16 protein-coding genes and 4 tRNA genes are annotated in these 17,141 nt (G+C 72.2%); 11 read left to right on the top strand and 9 right to left on the bottom strand.

Translation table 11 applies throughout. The features are described from left to right. Positions 1 to 6: 6 nt before the first annotated feature. The 4 genes from ACI79S_RS08525 to ACI79S_RS08510 form a co-directional block, all read right to left on the bottom strand. Positions 7 to 552 carry an MOSC N-terminal beta barrel domain-containing protein gene (locus tag ACI79S_RS08525; protein ID WP_456593012.1) on the bottom strand — a complete coding sequence of 182 codons (546 nt, stop codon included), beginning with the start codon at positions 550 to 552 and terminating at the stop codon, positions 7 to 9. Between the two features lie 9 nt (positions 553 to 561). Then, on the bottom strand, positions 562 to 945 hold the full coding sequence (locus ACI79S_RS08520; RefSeq protein WP_456593011.1) for an HNH endonuclease: 384 nt from the start codon (positions 943 to 945) through the stop codon (positions 562 to 564). An 88-nt stretch (positions 946 to 1,033) separates the two neighbouring features. Next, positions 1,034 to 1,105, bottom strand: a tRNA-Val gene (locus ACI79S_RS08515). A 26-nt stretch (positions 1,106 to 1,131) separates the two neighbouring features. Continuing rightward, on the bottom strand, positions 1,132 to 1,587 hold the full coding sequence (locus ACI79S_RS08510) for a TIGR02611 family protein (RefSeq protein WP_456593010.1): 456 nt from the start codon (positions 1,585 to 1,587) through the stop codon (positions 1,132 to 1,134). Positions 1,588 to 2,021: 434 nt separating this feature from the next. Between ACI79S_RS08510 and ACI79S_RS08505 the strand changes: the two genes are divergently transcribed. From ACI79S_RS08505 to ACI79S_RS08490, 4 genes are all read left to right on the top strand, one after another. Continuing rightward, a complete protein-coding gene (locus ACI79S_RS08505) occupies positions 2,022 to 2,486 on the top strand; it encodes an SsgA family sporulation/cell division regulator (RefSeq protein ID WP_456593009.1) in 465 nt (154 codons plus the stop codon). Positions 2,487 to 2,581: 95 nt separating this feature from the next. Further along, positions 2,582 to 2,654: transfer RNA gene (locus ACI79S_RS08500), tRNA-Gly, on the top strand. A 41-nt stretch (positions 2,655 to 2,695) separates the two neighbouring features. Next, positions 2,696 to 2,766, top strand: a tRNA-Cys gene (locus tag ACI79S_RS08495). 57 nt (positions 2,767 to 2,823) lie between these two features. Further along, positions 2,824 to 2,898: transfer RNA gene (locus ACI79S_RS08490), tRNA-Val, on the top strand. 73 nt (positions 2,899 to 2,971) lie between these two features. Here ACI79S_RS08490 and coaE read toward each other — a convergent pair. Beyond that, entirely contained in the window at positions 2,972 to 3,568 is a 597-nt protein-coding gene (coaE, locus tag ACI79S_RS08485; protein ID WP_456593008.1) for a dephospho-CoA kinase, read from the bottom strand. Between the two features lie 145 nt (positions 3,569 to 3,713). On the opposite strand from coaE, the gene ACI79S_RS08480 reads away from it, so the two are divergent. After that, positions 3,714 to 3,974, top strand: coding sequence for a hypothetical protein (locus tag ACI79S_RS08480; protein ID WP_456593007.1), 261 nt, complete (start codon positions 3,714 to 3,716; stop codon positions 3,972 to 3,974). Positions 3,975 to 4,233: 259 nt separating this feature from the next. Here the strand turns inward: ACI79S_RS08480 and rpsA are convergent, their stop codons facing one another. Next, positions 4,234 to 5,697 (bottom strand): 30S ribosomal protein S1, encoded by a 1,464-nt coding sequence (gene rpsA, locus ACI79S_RS08475; RefSeq protein WP_456593006.1) that lies wholly within the window; start codon positions 5,695 to 5,697, stop codon positions 4,234 to 4,236. A gap of 219 nt (positions 5,698 to 5,916) precedes the next feature. Here rpsA and ACI79S_RS08470 point away from each other — a divergent pair, with 219 nt between their 5' ends. After that, entirely contained in the window at positions 5,917 to 6,771 is an 855-nt protein-coding gene (locus ACI79S_RS08470; RefSeq protein WP_456593005.1) for a class I SAM-dependent methyltransferase, read from the top strand. Positions 6,772 to 6,781: 10 nt separating this feature from the next. Here the strand turns inward: ACI79S_RS08470 and ACI79S_RS08465 are convergent, their stop codons facing one another. Together ACI79S_RS08465 and polA are read right to left on the bottom strand one after the other, a co-directional pair. After that, positions 6,782 to 7,855 (bottom strand): AI-2E family transporter, encoded by a 1,074-nt coding sequence (locus ACI79S_RS08465; protein WP_456593004.1) that lies wholly within the window; start codon positions 7,853 to 7,855, stop codon positions 6,782 to 6,784. A gap of 54 nt (positions 7,856 to 7,909) precedes the next feature. Then, positions 7,910 to 10,657, bottom strand: coding sequence for a DNA polymerase I (gene polA, locus ACI79S_RS08460; protein WP_456593003.1), 2,748 nt, complete (start codon positions 10,655 to 10,657; stop codon positions 7,910 to 7,912). A 66-nt stretch (positions 10,658 to 10,723) separates the two neighbouring features. Between polA and ACI79S_RS08455 the strand changes: the two genes are divergently transcribed. From ACI79S_RS08455 to ACI79S_RS08435, 5 genes are all read left to right on the top strand, one after another. Beyond that, positions 10,724 to 11,134 carry a PaaI family thioesterase gene (locus ACI79S_RS08455; RefSeq protein WP_456593002.1) on the top strand — a complete coding sequence of 137 codons (411 nt, stop codon included), beginning with the start codon at positions 10,724 to 10,726 and terminating at the stop codon, positions 11,132 to 11,134. A 164-nt stretch (positions 11,135 to 11,298) separates the two neighbouring features. Continuing rightward, the gene (locus ACI79S_RS08450) at positions 11,299 to 12,675 is read left to right on the top strand and encodes a branched-chain amino acid ABC transporter permease (RefSeq protein ID WP_456593001.1); all 1,377 of its coding nucleotides are present in this window, start codon (positions 11,299 to 11,301) and stop codon (positions 12,673 to 12,675) included. Between the two features lie 3 nt (positions 12,676 to 12,678). Continuing rightward, positions 12,679 to 13,677, top strand: a complete 999-nt coding sequence (locus ACI79S_RS08445) for a branched-chain amino acid ABC transporter permease (RefSeq protein WP_456593000.1) — start codon at positions 12,679 to 12,681, stop codon at positions 13,675 to 13,677. Continuing rightward, the gene (locus ACI79S_RS08440; RefSeq protein WP_456592999.1) at positions 13,667 to 14,671 is read left to right on the top strand and encodes an ABC transporter ATP-binding protein; all 1,005 of its coding nucleotides are present in this window, start codon (positions 13,667 to 13,669) and stop codon (positions 14,669 to 14,671) included. The genes ACI79S_RS08445 and ACI79S_RS08440 overlap by 11 nt, the downstream gene beginning before the upstream one ends. Continuing rightward, positions 14,668 to 15,573 (top strand): ABC transporter ATP-binding protein, encoded by a 906-nt coding sequence (locus ACI79S_RS08435; protein ID WP_456592998.1) that lies wholly within the window; start codon positions 14,668 to 14,670, stop codon positions 15,571 to 15,573. The genes ACI79S_RS08440 and ACI79S_RS08435 overlap by 4 nt, the downstream gene beginning before the upstream one ends. Before the next feature lie 169 nt (positions 15,574 to 15,742). Here ACI79S_RS08435 and ACI79S_RS08430 read toward each other — a convergent pair whose 3' ends face one another. Beyond that, positions 15,743 to 17,083, bottom strand: coding sequence for an ABC transporter substrate-binding protein (locus tag ACI79S_RS08430; RefSeq protein ID WP_456592997.1), 1,341 nt, complete (start codon positions 17,081 to 17,083; stop codon positions 15,743 to 15,745). Positions 17,084 to 17,141 lie beyond the last annotated feature (58 nt).

The raw sequence follows: 17,141 nt of genomic DNA, 5'->3' as shown, positions 1-17,141 counted from the left end.
CCGACGCTAGAGCAGGACGGCGTCGCCGACGGTCAGCTCGCCGGGCTGTCGCACCTCGGCGTAGACGCCGAGGCAGTGCTTCGGGGTGCGGACCACGGCCAGCTCGGCGGTGCCGATCCGCACCGTGCGGCCCACCCAGCTCCGCTCGTCGTCGTCGGGCAGGTCCAGCAGCAGGTTGGCGCGCGGGTCCTCGGCGGAGCAACCCTCGGGGACGTCGCCGGCCGCGGCCCGCTCGATCGCCTGGCGGGAGACCAGGTGCACGGGGGCCGCATCGGCACCGGAACCCTCGGGTGCCCGCTCGATCCGCACCGGCCGCCCCAGCGCGTCGCTCACCGCCTCCGCGTCGGCTCCCGCATCGCCGGTGGGCGTGAGCGCGGCGAGGCCCGGTGCGTGCTTGCCGCGCAGCACCTCACCGCTGGCCGCGTCGACGACCGTCCAGGCCCGGTCTCCCTCCGGACCGGCCGACCCGACGCGGACGGAGTCGCGGGAAGTGCCGCCGAGGGACTTGACGGGGTAGATCCAGATCCGCGCCACGCGCCCGGTCGTCGTCACGCCCCGACCCTAGGCCGCCGACCGCGAGCGGCGCAGGCGGCGGAGCTGCGCGTCCAGGTAGGGCCGGGCCCGCCGCTGCCCACCGGACCGGGTGATCGCCGCGGCGAGGTCGCCGAGGGATCGCGCCAGCCGCGCCTCGTCGGCCGGCCAGCCCCGGCGGCGGCACTCCTCCAGCCACTCGACCGGGCTGCGGTGACCCCGCTCGCCGTTGCAGCGCACGCAGGCGGCGACCTCGTTCTCCAGCCACGACGGCCCGCCCTTGACGCGGGGCACGACGTGCTCGGTGGTCGGGCGGACCAGTGGGGAGAACCGGCGCCCGCACCACATGCAGGTCGGCCCGTCGCGGTCCAGGAGGATCTGGAGCCGGGCGGCGCGGTCGGGCTGGGCGCTCATCACCCCCATCGTCCCGCGATCCGGGCCGGGCCGCCGGGGAACGCCGAAGGGCCAGGTCCCTCGCGGGGAACCTGGCCCTTCGTTCCGGTGGGCGATACTGGGTTCGAACCAGTGACCTCTTCGGTGTGAACGAAGCGCTCTACCACTGAGCCAATCGCCCGTTGCACCTCTGATTGTGCCAGATGCTCATCGCCAGAGCGGTACCCACCCCGGCACCCAGTCGGGGACGCCCATCAGGTGCAGGCTGACGACGAGGATGCCGTACACGAACGCCGCCGTCGCCAGCGCGAGCAGCAGGCGCACCCAGACGGGCTGGGCGGCGACCCAGTCGGTCCAGCGCGAGACGTGGCGCTTGGTGAACTCGAGCAGCCGTTCGGCCCAGGTGAACTCGGTGGCGAGGATGAAGAGGCCGGCGATGACCGTCAGCCACCCCGGGCCCGGCAGCGGGATGGTGACCAGGCCGATGGCGACGATGAGGCCGCCGACGATCCCCACGCCCACCCGGTAGCCGTGGTTGAGGCTCCGGCGCACGGCCAGCCGCCTGCGCCAGCGCGCCTCGGCCACGCGTTCGCGGAGGCTGTGCACGTCATCGGCGTCGTAGCGCGCGCGCCGCTGGTCCGGGGTCTCCGGGTGCTGCCGCACGCCCGCCGCCGGTGCCGCCGTCGTCTCTCGTCCGCTCAGCTGGTCACCTGCCCGGTCGCGACTACCTCCGCCGGTGCCGACGGAGCCTGCCGACCGGGCCCGATGCCGTGTCCGGGGAGGCCGTCGAGACCGGTCACCTCAGAGCCTACGGTGCGGATCTCCATCCGTGACCGCACGACGTCGTACGTGCCGAACGCCACCGGATACCGGCACCGAGCCCCCACACGACGTACGCCGCGGACGACGCGTCGTCGCGCCCGAGCCCGTCGGCGACGACCTGCTGCCGGGCGGTCACGACCGAGCGCAGGTCGTCGCGGGCCGGTCGCTGCGACACGCCCACCAGGTTCGGAACACGCGCCTGTGGCGCATGATGCGGGTGTGACCAGAGCACACGAAGCACGTCACTTCTCACAACCGCCGTCGTTGGAACTGTCATGACCAGCCGATGGACTCCGGGCCACATCTCCCCCATCACCCTCCAGCTGGTCGGACCGCGGTCGTGGACGGAGGTCCCGGCCCTGCTCTGCTACGACCCCACCGACCCCTACGCGGTGCGCATCGCCTTCGGTGACGCCGCGGAATCCGACGGCGCGGTCGACGGCGAGGAGAGCATCGCCTGGCTGGTGAGCCGGGAACTGCTGCAGGCCGGCCTCGAGCACCCCGCCGGCGACGGCGACGTCCGGATCTGGCCGGCGCGCGCGACGACCGACCTGCTGTTCCTGCACCTCCGGGCCCCCTCGGGCGAGGCCCTGTTCGAGCTCTCCCGCGCGACGGTCGCCGCCTTCCTCCGCCACACCGAGGCCCTGGTGCCCTCGGGGTCGGAGAGCGCACTGCTCCACCTGGACGCGGAGCTCGACGCCCTGCTGTCCAACGGCGGGCCGGACTCGCCAGGGCACTGAGCTGCGAGAACGCCCCGGCGGACCCCTGGGGCAGAGGGTGGGGGGACCCCCCCTGCACACCCCCTCAGGACGTCCGCTAGAGTTCTTCTCGTAACGCGGACGTGGCTCAGCTGGTAGAGCATCACCTTGCCAAGGTGAGGGTCGCGGGTTCGAATCCCGTCGTCCGCTCGGAACCTCGGGCACCGGTCGAGAGATCGGTGCCCGCGTGCGGTGGAGTGGCCGAGAGGCGAGGCAACGGCCTGCAAAGCCGTCTACACGGGTTCAAATCCCGTCTCCACCTCGTCGCTTCCTCGCGGGGCACGAGCGCGGAGGAGGGTCCGGTCGACAGGCCGGAGAAGGGCGATTGGCGCAGCGGTAGCGCGCTTCCCTGACACGGAAGAGGTCACTGGTTCGATCCCAGTATCGCCCACCACGACAGCAGAGCCCCGGGTCCCGGCCCGGGGCTCTGCTGCATCTCGGGGCGGCGCATCCGTGACCGGCGCCGCTCAGCTCCGCAGCGGCTCGACCCGCTCGGCCCAGAGACGATCGACCTGCTCGGCCAGCCGCTCGAGGGGTCCGCTGTTGTCCAGGACGACGTCGGCGACGGCGCGCCGCTGCTCGTCGCTCGCCTGGGTGGCGATCCGGGCGCGCGCGTCGGTCTCAGTGAGGCCTCGTCCGACGAGCCGGGCGATCCGCGTCGCCAGGTCGGCCTCCACGACGACGACGAGGTCGTAGGTCCCCGCCTGCCCGGTCTCGACGAGCAGGGGCACGTCGTTGACGACGACGGCGTCGTCCGGAGCCGTGGCGACCAGCTCGGCCGACCGCTGCCGCACCATCGGGTGGACCAGCGCATCGAGCCGCCGGCGGGCCTCCTCGTCGGAGAACACGATCGCCGCCAGCGCGGCGCGGTCGAGGGAGCCGTCGGCCGCGAGCACTCCGTCGCCGAACGCGGCCGCGACCGCGGCGAGCCCCGGGGTGCCCGGCTCGAGCACCTCACGCGCGATCCGGTCGGCGTCCACGACCACCGCCCCCCGTTCGGCCAGCAGCCGGGCCACGGTGCTCTTGCCCGAACCGATGCCACCCGTGAGTCCGATCCTCAGCACGCACGGACAGTAGCGACCGCCCGGACAGAGATCACGGAGAGGTAACACGGCGCCGACGCGCCGGGCGCGTCGCAGCAGTCACACGCGCACCACCGTTAACGTCTGCCCCGGCGATCTTCCCCGCCGAGAGAGGCAGAACGAGAACATGTCACGTCACACGCCCGCCGCATCCACGTCGTCCCGCGCCGCCGGCCGGCACCGGCTCGGTGCTGCCTCGGGCGTGCGCTGCGCCGACATCCCCGCCGTGCGCGAGCGGATGCAGTACCAGCGCCCGGCCGTCGCCCACCGCAGCTCACTGCTGCGCTGGATGTTCTCCACGCCCACCACCGGCCGCCACACCTGGAGCTTCCTCGCCGGCTCCGGCGGCCGGCCCCGCACGGCGTTCGCCATCATCCTCAGCCTCTGAGCGGCCCCCCGTCCCCCACGGGACGGGACCACGACCGTCGTGGCCACCGGGTGGCAGAGAACGGCCGCATGCACGACCAAGGGCCCGTGGACGACGTCCACGGGCCCTTCGCCCTTCCTGGTGCCCGCGTCGTCCCGGGCCCTCGTCGGAGGGCACCCGGCGGACCCGCCTCCGTCCCCGGCTGCGGGAACGCCAGAGGCCCAGGACCTCTGGGGTCCTGGGCCTCCGACGTTCAGCGCTGCCGGGTCAGACCCTCAGGTCACTCCCCGCCGGCCAGCTTGGCACGCAGCGCGGCGAGCGCCTCGTCGCTGGCCAGCGTGCCACCGGTGCTCGGGGCGTCCGGCGTGGCGTCGTCGCTGGAGTAGCTGCCGCCGGCCGCAGCCTCGGCGTCGGCCTCCTTGGCCGCGGCGATCTGCTTGCGGTGCGCCTCGAAGCGGGCCTGGGCCTCGGCGTACTGCCGCTCCCACGTCTCGCGGGCCTCGTCGTAACCCTCGAGCCACTCGCCGGTCTCGGCGTCGAAGCCCTCGGGGTAGATGTAGTTGCCCTGCTCGTCGTAGGACGCAGCCATGCCGTACGCGGCCGGGTCGAAGGTCTCCTCGTCGCCGACGACGCCCTCGTTGGCCTGCTTGAGCGACAGCGAGATCCGGCGGCGGTCCAGGTCGATGTCGATGACCTTGACCAGGATCTCGTCGCCGACCTGCACGACCTGCTCGGGGATCTCCACGTGGCGCTCGGCCAGCTCGGAGATGTGCACCAGGCCCTCGATGCCCTCGTCGACGCGCACGAACGCACCGAAGGGAACCAGCTTGGTGACCTTGCCGGGGACGACCTGCCCGATCTGGTGGGTGCGGGCGAACTGACGCCACGGGTCCTCCTGCGTCGCCTTCAGCGACAGGGAGACCCGCTCGCGGTCCAGGTCGACGTCGAGGACCTCGACGGTGACCTCCTGGCCCACCTCGACGACCTCGGAGGGGTGGTCGATGTGCTTCCAGGACAGCTCGGAGACGTGCACCAGGCCGTCGACGCCACCGAGGTCGACGAACGCACCGAAGTTGACGATCGAGGAGACGACACCCGAGCGCACCTGGCCCTTGGCGAGCTTGTTGAGGAACTCGCTGCGGACCTCGGACTGCGTCTGCTCCAGCCACTGGCGGCGGGAGAGGACCACGTTGTTGCGGTTCTTGTCGAGCTCGATGATCTTCGCCTCGAGCTCGCGGCCCACGTAGGGCTGCAGGTCGCGGACGCGGCGCATCTCGACCAGCGACGCCGGGAGGAACCCGCGCAGACCGATGTCGAGGATGAGGCCGCCCTTGACGACCTCGATGACGGTGCCGGTGACGACCTCGTCGGCTTCCTTCTTGGCCTCGATCGTGCCCCAGGCGCGCTCGTACTGCGCGCGCTTCTTGGAGAGGATCAGCCGCCCTTCCTTGTCCTCCTTCTGGAGGACCAGGGCTTCCACCTCGTCGCCGACGCTGACGACCTCGTTGGGGTCGACGTCGTGCTTGATGGAGAGCTCGCGCGAGGGGATGACGCCCTCGGTCTTGTAGCCGATGTCCAGCAGCACCTCGTCCCGGTCCACCTTGACGATGACGCCCTCGACGATGTCGCCATCGTTGAAGTACTTGATCGTCTGGTCGATCGCCGCGAGGAAGTCCTCGGCGGTACCGATGTCGTTGATGGCGACCTGGGGGGTGCTGGAAGGACGGACCTGAGTGGAGGTCATGTGGTTGGTTGCTCCGGACGGTTTATGCGTAGGGACAGGACGACCCGCGGCCGTCGGACCGCGGGGAGGAACAGCGGGGAGAACCGGCGCGAGCATTCCCCTGAGGGAAGGGCACGACAGACCTCTGGCGCTCCTCCATCGTACGGACGCCGGGCGCGCCCGGTCCACCTGGGTGGGAGCGGTCTTCCCCGGTCGGCGGCGTGTCACGATCGGCGTGTCATGGACGCATCCCCCACCGGCCCGACCCTCCCCCTCGGCAGCGACGGCTACCCGGCCGCCGGGGGCGTCGCCCGCCGCCCGGCGGGCACCGCGGAGTCGGTGCGCGCCAACCGCCGCTGGTGGGACGCGGCCGCGCCCGCCTACCTCGCCGAGCACGGCTCCGACCTGGGGGACGCCGACTTCCTCTGGTGCCCCGAGGGGCTGCGGGAGGCCGATGCCCACCTGCTGGGCGACGTCGCCGGCCGGCGGGTGCTCGAGATCGGCTGCGGGTCGGCGCCCTGCGCCCGGTGGCTGCGGACGGCCGGAGCGGAGGTCGTGGCGATGGACCTCTCCGGCGGCATGCTGGCCCGGGCCGCGGAGCTGAACCGGTCCACGGGCATCGCCGTGCCGCTCCTGCAGGCCGACGTCGGCGCGCTCCCGCTGGCCGACGCGAGCACGGACGTCGTGTGCTCGGCGTTCGGCGGGCTCCCCTTCGTGGCCGACGTCGAGGGGGCGCTGCGCGAGGTGGCGCGGGTGCTGCGACCCGGCGGCCGGTTCGTCGCCTCGGTCAACCACCCGATGCGCTGGCCGTTCCCCGACTCCCCCGATCCCGAGGACCTGCGGATCGTCTCCTCCTACTTCGACCGCACGCCGTACGTCGAGACGGACGGTGCGGGTCGTGCTGTCTACGTGGAGCACCACCGCACGGTCGGCGACTGGGTGCGCGCCGTCGTCGGTTCCGGGCTGGTGCTGCAGGACCTGGTCGAGCCGGAGTGGACGCCCGGCCGCACCGAGAACTGGGGCCAGTGGTCCCCCGAGCGCGGCGCCCTGGTGCCCGGGACGCTGATCCTCGTCTGCGGGAAGCCGGCGGTCTGATCCGCGCCGGTCACGCCGACGCCGGCTCCCCCGCGATGGGCGGGCTCCCGCGCCGCACCCACAGCTCGTGCGCGGCGGCCGTGATCGCGGCCGCCAGCGGGACGAACAGCAGCGCGCCGGCGATCCCCCACAGGACGCCGCCGGCCGTGACGGCGATCAGCACGGTGACGGCGTTGAGCGGCAGCCGGTTCTTCATCACCCAGGGCTCCACCACGTCGTTGCCGACCTGCTGGACGACCACCACCAGCGCGAGCACCAGCAGCGCCGTCGTCAGCCCGCCGGAGCCGTAGGCGACGGCCACCGCGAGGAGGCCGGCCACGAAGGCCCCGATCGTGGGGATGTAGGAGGCGAGGAACTGCAGCACGGCCAGCGTGAGGGCCAGCGGGACGCCGAGCAGCAACAGCCCCAGGCCGATGCCCACCGCGTCGAACAGCGCCACGACCGTCAGCCCGCGCACGTACCCGCCGACCGTCGTCCAGGCCGCGCGACCGGCGGCGTCGACGTCCTCGCGCACGGGGCCGCCGAGCTTGCCCAGCAGCCAGCTCCACATACCGGCCCCGCCGACCAGGAACAGGAAGGCCAGCACCACGGTGAGGAAGGCGGCGATCAGCACCTCGGCGACCGTCTGGGCGGGGCCGAGGAGATCGCCGGCGCTCGCGCCTCCGCCTCCCGAGCCGTCGCCGGAGGAGTTCCCCCACGGCACCTGGATGCCGAAACGCTCCGACAGCTGCGCGGTGACCTGCTGGAACTGGTCGCGCAGCTGGGGCAGCTGATCGGCGATGCGGGCACCCAGCCCAGCGGCGGTCCCGGCCACCGCCGCCAGCAGCAGGGCGACGGCACCGAGGGCGCCGAGCCAGCGCGGAACGCCCTTGCGCTCGGCCCACCCCACCGCGGGCGCCGCGACCCCGGCCAGCAGCAGCGCCACCGCCACGGCCACGAGGGGCAGGGTGAGCCGGACCGCGAACCCGGCGAGCAACCACAGCAGGACCGTCAGCACGAGGAGCCGGCCGCCCACGGCCGCCGACCGGGCCAGCCAGGGCGGGACCGACTGCTCCTCGGGACCGGACGTGCGTGGAGAACTCATGTCCTCCGACATGGTCAGCAGCGCGGGAACTGACACATCGGCCCGGCCCGGGGCTCAGTGCGCGGCGGCGTCCCAGCTGGGCCCGACGCCGACGGAGACCTCCAGCGGCACCGAGAGCTGGGCGGCCCCGGCCATCTCCCGGCGGACCAGCGCCTCCAGGGCGGCCCGCTCCCCCGGCGCCACCTCGAGCACGAGCTCGTCGTGGACCTGCAGCAGCATCCGGGAGCGCAGCCCCTCGGCCTCGATCGCCTTCTCCACGTTGAGCATCGCGACCTTGATCACGTCGGCGGCGGAGCCCTGGATCGGGGCGTTGAGCGCCATGCGCTCGGCCATCTGCCGCCGCTGCCCGTTGTCGCTGGTGAGATCGGGCAGGTAGCGCCGGCGGCCCAGGGTGGTCTCGGTGAAGCCGGTCTGCCGGGCCTCGTCGACGACGCCGTCGAGGTAGTCCCGGATGCCGCCGAACCGCTCGAAGTAGGCGTGCATCTGACCGCGCGCCTCCTCGGGGCTGATCCGCAGCTGCTGCGCCAGTCCGTATGCCGAGAGCCCGTAGGCCAGGCCGTAGCTCATCGCCTTGATCCGGCGCCGCATCTCCGGGTCGACCTCCTCGATGGGGATGTCGAACGCCTTGGACGCCACGAAGGAGTGCAGGTCCTCCCCCGACGTGAACGCCTCGATGAGCCCCTCGTCGCCGGAGAGGTGCGCCATGATCCGCATCTCGATCTGGCTGTAGTCCGCCGTCATCAGCGACTCGTAGCCCTGACCCACGACGAACGCCTGCCGGATCCGGCGGCCCTCGGCGGTGCGGATCGGGATGTTCTGCAGGTTCGGATCGGTCGAGGAGAGCCGGCCGGTGGCCGCGATCGTCTGCTGGAACGTGGTGTGGATGCGCCCCGCGTCGTCGACCATCGGGATGAGGCCGTCGATGACGGTGCGCAGCCGGGTGACGTCGCGGTGGCGCATCAGGTGCTCGAGGAACGGGTGCCCCGTCTGCGCGAGCAGGTTGGTCAGCGCCTCCGCGTCGGTCGTGTAGCCGGTCTTGTTCTTCTTCGTCTTGGGCAGGCCGAGCTCGTCGAACAGGACGGTCTGCAGCTGCTTCGGGGAACCGAGGTTCACCTCCCGGCCGATGACGGCGTAGCACTCGGCCGCCGCGGCGGCGACGCCGTCGGCGAACTCCTTCTGCAGGTCGTGCAGGAACCCCAGGTCCGCGGCGATGCCCCGGTACTCCATCGCGGCGAGCACCCGGGTGAGCGGCAGCTCGATCTCGCCGAGCAGGTGGCCGCCACCGCGCTGGCCGAGCACCTGCTCCAGCGCCTCGGAGAGGTCGTTGACGGCGACGGCCTTGAGGACGTCGGCCTTCGCGGCCTCGGCGGCCAGGTCGTCCTCGCTGGGCCCGAGCCCGTCCAGGGTGAGCTGCCCGTCGCCCTCGGCGGCGTCCTTGAGCTCGCGGCGCAGGTAGCGCACCGCGAGGTCGCCCAGGTCGAACGAGCGCTGCCCGGGCAGCGCCAGGTAGGCGGCCAGCGCGGTGTCGCTGACGACCCCGGCGAGCTCCCACCCGCGGGCCCAGATGGCCAGCAGCGGGCCCTTCACCTCGTGCACGACCTTCGGCCGTTCCGCGTCGGCGAGCCACGCGGCCAGCGCCTGCTCGTCGGCGACGTCCAGAGCCGGGCCGAGGTCGACGAACGCGGTGTGGTCGTCCGCGGCGGCCAGCGCCAGCCCGGTGAGCTCACCGGTGCCGCGACCCCACGTGCCGCGGAAGATGACACCGGTGTGCCCGGTGCGGGCGTGGGCGTCCAGCCAGGAACCCAGCTCGCCGACGGGAACCTCGTCGACGGTGACGTCGAAGCCGCCCTCGACCTCCGGCTCGGCGCTGGTCAGCGTGGCGAACAGCCGGTCACGCAGCACCCGGAACTGCAGGTTGTCGAAGAGCGTGTGCACCTCGTTGCGGTCCCACGCCTGGACGGCGAGGTCCTGCGGCCCGATCTCGAGGGGGACCTGCCGGTCGAGCTCGGTGAGCCGCCGGTTCTGCAGCACGGCGGAGAGGTGCTCGCGCAGCTTCTCCCCGACCTTGCCCTTGACCGTGTCGACCTGGTCGACCAGGGCGTCGAGCGAGCCGTACTCCCGCACCCACTTGGCGGCGGTCTTCTCGCCGACGCTCGGGATGCTGGGCAGGTTGTCGCTCGGGTCGCCCCGGAGGGCCGCGAAGTCGGGGTACTGCACGGGGCTCAGCCCGTACTTGGCCTCGACCTCCTCCGGCGTGAACCGGGTCATGTCCGAGACGCCCTTGCGCGGGTAGAGCACGGTGACGTGCTCGTTGACCAGCTGCAGCGCGTCGCGGTCGCCGGTGGCGATCAGCACGTCCATGCCGTGCTCCACGGCCTGCACGGTGAGCGTCGCGATGACGTCGTCGGCCTCGTAGCCCTCGGCGGTGATCACCGGGACGCGGAGCGCGCCGAGCACCTCCTGGACGAGGCTCACCTGGCCGCGGAAGTCCGTCGGGCTCTCCGCCCGGTTCGCCTTGTACTCGGCGTAGATCTCGCTGCGGAAGGTCTTCCGGCCGACGTCGAACGCGACGGCGAGGTGCGTGGGCTGCTCGTCGCGCAGGATGTTGATCAGCATCGACGTGAAGCCGTAGACGGCGTTCGTCGGCTGGCCGGTGGTGGTCGAGAAGTTCTCCACCGGCAGCGCGAAGAAGGCGCGGTAGGCCAGCGAGTGCCCGTCGAGCAGGAGCAGGCGGGGGCGCGCCCCCGACCCGGCGGGGACGGCGGACGGCGGGGCGCTGGGGGTACTCACCGGAGCGGACATCGCCGACGATCCTAGGGGCGGCTCCCGACAGAACCGGCCCGCCGACCGCTGGCTACGGTGCCAGCCGTGACCACCCCTCCCCCGGACTGGCTGCCCGACGGCATCAGCAGCCCTCTCGACGACAAGCTCGGCGTGCGGATCACCGACTGGAACCCCGACCGGCTGGTCGCCACGATGCCGGTCGCCGGCAACGAGCAGCCCTTCGGTCTGCTGCACGGCGGGGCCACCTGCACGCTCGCCGAGACGATCGGGTCCATGGCCGCGGCCGTCGGCGCCGGCCCGGACCGGCAGGTCGTCGGCATCGAGCTGAACGTCAGCTACCTCCGGGCGACGACCGCCGGCACGGTGACGGCCGTCTGCACGCCGGTGCGCCGCGGGCGGACGCTCTCGACCTTCCTCATCGACGTGACCGACGACCAGGGGCGGCGGACCGCCACCGCGCGGCTGACCTGCATGTCGATGGCCGCGCGGGGCTGAGCCCGCCGGACCGGTCGGGTCCACCGACACGGCCTCGTTTCGCGACCGTCCGCAACCTCCGCAGCACGGCGTGTCGCGGAAAGGTCACAGCTCGGCGCACGGTGGCGGCTTGACCGCGCAACTGCGTTAGGTTCCGACCTCAACGAATCCGCCGAGGAGGTCGAGTGACGCACCCGACGGACCGTGTCCGCCGGCACGGTCGACGATGCAGGCCCGCGCGAGCAGGGTCTCGGAGGCCGTCCGGCGCACCGGGGGGGAGAGGCCTCACGGCGCTGCGCCTGCTGCTGGTCGCGCTGTTCACCGCCGGCCTCGCCACGCTGACCCCCGGCGCCGCGCACGCCGCCGAGGACACGGCGGAGGAGGCGAGCGAGCAGGTCTCCGGCACCCTGCGGACCAGCCTCAGCGGCCCCATCGAAGGGGTCGAGGTCGTCGTCACCACGCCGGACGGCGACGAGGTCGGCACCGACGAGACCGACGAGAACGGCCGGTTCGCCGTCGAGCTGCCCGGCCCCGGCGAGTACACGGTCACCGTCCCCGAGGACGCGCTCCCCGAAGGGGTCGAGTTCAACTCGGGCAACAGCCGGACCGTCACCGTCGACCCCGGTCGCAACCAGGGCGTCATCATCGGCCTCGACGACGGCAGCCGGAACTCCGGTGGCGGCACGGTCCGGTGGGTCCAGCTGCTGGTCGACGGCCTGCGCTTCGGCCTGCTGATCGCCATGGCGGCCGTCGGCCTGTCGCTGATCTTCGGAACCACCGGCCTGACCAACTTCGCGCACGGCGAGCTCGTCACCATCGGCGCCGTCGTCGCCTGGTTCATCAACGTCGAGGGCGGCGTGCCGCTGATCCCGGCCGCGCTGCTGGCGATGGTGATCGGCGCCGGCGTGGGCCTGCTCAACGAGCGGCTGCTGTGGCGGCCGCTGCGCCGCCGGGGCACCGGCCTGGTGGCCGCCCTGGTCATCTCGATCGGCCTCTCCCTGCTGCTGCGCTACGCCTACCAGATCTTCTTCGGGGGCAGCTCGCAGGCGTACGCCGACTACCGCGGCCAGCGCGCCGTCGACTACGGCCCGTTCAACATGACCGACAAGGACCTCTACTCGATCGTCATCGCGCTGGTCGTGCTCCTGCTGGTCGCGCTGATGCTGCAGCGGACCACGATGGGCAAGGCGATGCGCGCGGTGGCCGACAACCGCGATCTCGCGGCGTCGTCGGGCATCGACGTGAACCGGGTGATCCTGGTCGTCTGGATGATGGGCGGCGCGCTCGCCGCGCTGGGCGGGGTGCTGCTCGGGTTGTCCGACGAGGTCCAGTGGGACATGGGCTTCCGGCTGCTGCTCCTGATGTTCGCCGGGGTGACCCTGGGCGGGCTCGGCACCGCTTACGGCGCGCTGGTCGGGAGCATCGTCGTGGGCGTCTTCGTGCAGATGTCCACGCTGGTCATCCCCAACGACGTCAAGTACGTCGGCGGGCTCCTGCTGCTGATCGTGATCCTCATGGTCCGACCGCAGGGCATCCTCGGCAGCCGGGTTCGGGTGGGTTGAGCAATGGGTGAGTTCATCGACGCGCTGGCGATCGCCGTCAAGGCGGGGATCGGCTTCCAGGCCGTCTTCCTGGCCCTCCTGGCGCTCGGCATCAACATGCAGTTCGGCTATGCCGGGCTGCTCAACTTCGGGCAGATCGCCTTCGCCATGGTCGGCGCCTACGGGATCGCGGTGTCGGTCAGCCAGTGGGGGCTGAACTTCTGGGTCGGGGTCGCGATCGGGATCGCCGCCGCGGTGGCCCTGGCGCTGCTGCTGGGCCTGCCCACGCTGCGGCTGCGCGCGGACTACCTCGCCATCGCGACCATCGCGACGGCGGAGGGGCTGCGGCTGCTGTTCCGCTCGGTGTCGGCGACGCCGGTCACCAACGGCTCCCGCGGCATCTCCGGCTTCAACCGCGGCTTCGTCGAGCTGGCCCCGTGGGACACCAGCCGCCGGTACCGCCTGCTGGGCACGTTCTGGAGCGGCGCGGACCTGTGGGTGACCGCGGTGGGCTGGTCCCTGGTCGCCCTCGGCTGCCTGCTCGTGTGGGGGCTGGTGCGCAGCCCCTGGGGCCGGGTCGTGAAGTCGATCCGCGAGGACGAGGACGCCGTCCGCGCGCTCGGCAAGAACGTGTACGTCTACAAGATGCAGGCGCTGGTCCTCGGCGGCGTCTTCGGCGCCCTCGGGGGCATGGTCTACGCCCTCGGCACCGGGTCCGCGACCCCGGACCAGTACCAGAACGCCAACACGTTCCTCGCCTACGTGGCGCTCATCCTGGGCGGCGCCGCGCGCGTGCTCGGACCCGTCGTGGGCGCCATGCTGATGTACTTCATCATCCAGTTCGCCGACTCCGGTCTCCGGAGCATGATCCAGACCGGCGTCATCCCCGAGGGCCTGCTGTCGACGACCGACGTCGCCCAGATCCGCTTCGTCATCATCGGTCTCGGGCTGATCCTGCTGCTGGTGTTCCGCCCGCAGGGGATCTTCGGCGACCGACGAGAGGTGATGCTCGATGCCCGCTGAGCCCATTCCCACCGGCGCCACGGCGGGGGCGTCGGCGCCCGGCGCCCGCACGCCGGCCCACGTGGCGCTGCGCGACGTCCCCTGGGAGATCGGCGTCGCCAAGCCGGACCCGACGATCGTCGTGGACGGCGTGACCCGCACCTTCGGCGGGCTGACCGCTGTGTCGGTCGACCACCTGGAGATCCAGCGCGGCGGCATCACCGGGCTGATCGGCCCGAACGGGGCCGGGAAGACCACGCTGTTCAACCTGCTCACCGGGTTCGACCAGCCGGACAGCGGGTCCTGGTCCTTCGACGGCCGACCGCTGGGCAAGATGGCGTCGCACCAGGTGGCCCGGCTCGGCGTCGTGCGCACCTTCCAGCTCACCAAGGCGCTCTCCCGGCTCACCGTGCTGCAGAACATGCTGCTCGGCGCCCAGGGGCAGAAGGGCGAGGGCTTCTTCTCGGCGCTCGTGCCCGGGCTGTGGCGGGCGCAGGAGCGGGCCAACACCGAGAAGGCGCTGGAACTGCTCCGGCGCTTCAAGCTCGACACCAAGAAGGACGAGTTCGCCGGCACGCTCTCCGGGGGTCAGCGCAAGCTGCTCGAGATGGCCCGGGCGCTGATGAGCGACCCGAAGGTGGTCATGCTCGACGAGCCGATGGCCGGCGTGAACCCGGCCCTGACCCAGAGCCTGCTCGGGCACGTCAAGGACCTGCGCGAGCAGGGCATGACGGTCATCTTCGTCGAGCACGACATGGACGTGGTCCGCGACATCAGCGACTGGGTCGTCGTGATGGCCGCGGGCAACGTGATCGCGGAAGGGCCGCCGGAGTCGATCAGCCAGAACCAGGCCGTGGTCGACGCCTACCTCGGGGCCCACCACGACGCGCCCCTCACCGTCGAGGAGGAGGAGGCCCAGCTGGCCGAGGCCGAGGACACGATCGCGCGGCAGCAGGGCCGGGGCGGGGACACGCTCAGCTCCGACCGCACGCACCGGGAGGGCGGCGAACGATGACGATCGATCCGGGCGCGGGCGGGGATCCGCGCACCAGCACGAACCCCGAGTACGAGTTCGACCGGCCGGCCGACCAGGGCACCGGCGCGCCGGCCGCCCCGGGAGCGGACGCCCCCACGGCCGGCCTCTCCCCCGCCGAGCTCGCCGCCACCCGGCCCGAGCACACCCGGCTGGCCGAGGGCGCCCTGGTGCGTGGCGACGAGCTCGTCGCCGGCTACGTCCCCGGGGTGAACATCCTCAACGGGTGCGACTTCTACCTGCAGGAGGGCGAGCTGGTCGGCATCATCGGCCCCAACGGGGCCGGGAAGTCGACACTGCTCAAGACCCTCTTCGGGCTGATCCCGGTGCGCTCCGGCACGGTCACCCTGCGCGGGGAGGACATCACCTCCGCGCCCGCGCACCGGCTGGTGTCCCTGGGCGTGGGGTACGTGCCGCAGAACAACAACGTGTTCCCCTCGCTCACCATCGAGGAGAACATGCAGATGGGCGCCTACCTGCGGCCCAAGGTCTTCAAGGAGCGCTTCGACTACGTGGCCGAGCTGTTCCCCATGCTCGGGGAGCGGCGGCGGATCAAGGCCGGCTCGCTCTCCGGTGGCGAACGGCAGATGGTCGCCATGGGCCGGGCGCTGATGATGGAGCCGTCGGTGCTGCTGCTCGACGAGCCCTCGGCCGGCCTCTCCCCCGCCTACCAGGACGAGGTGTTCATCCGGTGCCGCCGGATCAACGCCACCGGGGTCTCGATCATCATGGTCGAGCAGAACGCCCGGCGCTGCCTGCAGATCTGCGACCGCGGCTACGTCCTCGACCAGGGCCGCAACGCCTACACCGCGACCGGCGAGTCGCTCATGCACGACCCGAAGGTCATCGAGCTCTACCTGGGGACGCTGGCCAAGGCGCACTGACCCCGCTCGGCACGCACACGGCGCCGGCACCCCGCAGGGGGGTGCCGGCGCCGTCGTCGTCCTCGCTGCCGCTCCACGGCTCGACGGGTGCAGACGCACAGGGGCCCGGCACCGATGCGGTGCCGGGCCCCTGGTGGCCGTCAGCGGATCAGCGATCCGCCCGCCGGGTTCAGCCGCGCGCCGGGCCGATGCCCTGCGCGTTGAGGCTCTCGATGATCCGGGCGGACTCGTCGAAGCCGATGACCACGATCCCGTCGGGGTTGAGGTCGACCATCTGCTGCACCTCGGCGTCGTAGTTCGCCGCCGTGGGGTCGTAGATGACCAGCTCGATGCTGTCCTCCGAGAGCCCGCTGCTCACCAGGTTGTCGACGGTGTTCTCCGCCAGCCCGGTGCCGTAGGAGTCGTTGCGGGCGAGGATCCCGATCGTGTTCGCGCCGTCGTTGATGATCAGGTCGGCGAGGGCCCGCGACTGCAGCGTGTCCGGCGGGGCGGTGCGGAAGTACAGCCCGCCGTCGTCGTAGTTGGTGAACTCGTCCGAGGTGTTCGCCGGCGAGATCTGCACGACGCCGGCGCCGGTGATCTTGTCGATGACCGTCCGCGTGACGGCCGAGGAGGCCGCACCGACGATCACGTCGACGTTCTGCTGGAGCAGGGCGTCGACCGACTGGGTCGCGATGTCGGTCGAGGTGTCACCGGAGTCGCGCTGGATGAGCTGCACCGGCTGGCCGAGCACGCCGCCGGCCTCGTTGATCTCCTGGACCGCCAGGTCGGCACCGGCGATCTCCGGGGGGCCGAGGAAGGCCAGGTCGCCGGTCTGCGGGAGCAGGGTGCCGATGACCAGCGGGTCGTCGGAGGTGGCGCCCGGCGGGGCCGGCTCCGGGCCCTCGTCGTCCGCGGCGTTCGCCTCGTCGCCGGCGAGCACGAACTCGGTCTCGTCGGAGGCGATCGTGTTGTCCTCGCCGAACTGCAGGATGCCGAAGCTGGCCACGGAGGGCTCACCGGGCTCGGCGAAGGCCAGCGGACCGGAGACGCCGTCGTAGTCGGGGTTGCCCCGGGCGTTGACGATCTCCTGGCAGGAGGCGAAGTCCGTGCAGGTCTCCCCGCCGAAGGTCACGCCGTTGATGTAGGGGGCGAACACGGCGGGGTCGGTGCTGCCCGCCAGCGACGCGGCGATCGCGGAGATCAGGATCGCGTCGTAGGTCTCCCCGGCGTAGTTGAAGTCGACCAGGTTCGGGTCCACCTCCAGCAGCCGGTTGGTGAAGTCCTCACCCAGGTCGGTCAGGGGCGTGGTGCCCTTCATCCCGGCGAGCGCGCCCTCCTCGGTGAACGACTCACCGAGCGCGTTGCCCATGTTGCCGTCGGTGCCGTAGACGTTGACCTGCTTCTCGCCGCTGTCGCCGCCGCCCTCGGCCGACGTGCCACCGTCCTCGTCGCCGCCGCCGCAGGCGGTCAGCGCGAGCAGGGCAGCACCGGTGACGGCGATGCTGCGGGCAGTAGTGCCAGTGCGCATCAAATGACTCCCAGTGTCATCAGTGCGCCCGGCGCCGGCGCGCGTACGCGACGACCGC

It is taken from the genome of Blastococcus sp. SYSU DS1024 (assembly GCF_054050795.1).
The sequence above is the reverse complement of the archived record's forward strand: the minus strand, read 5'-3'. Positions and strand labels throughout refer to the sequence as shown.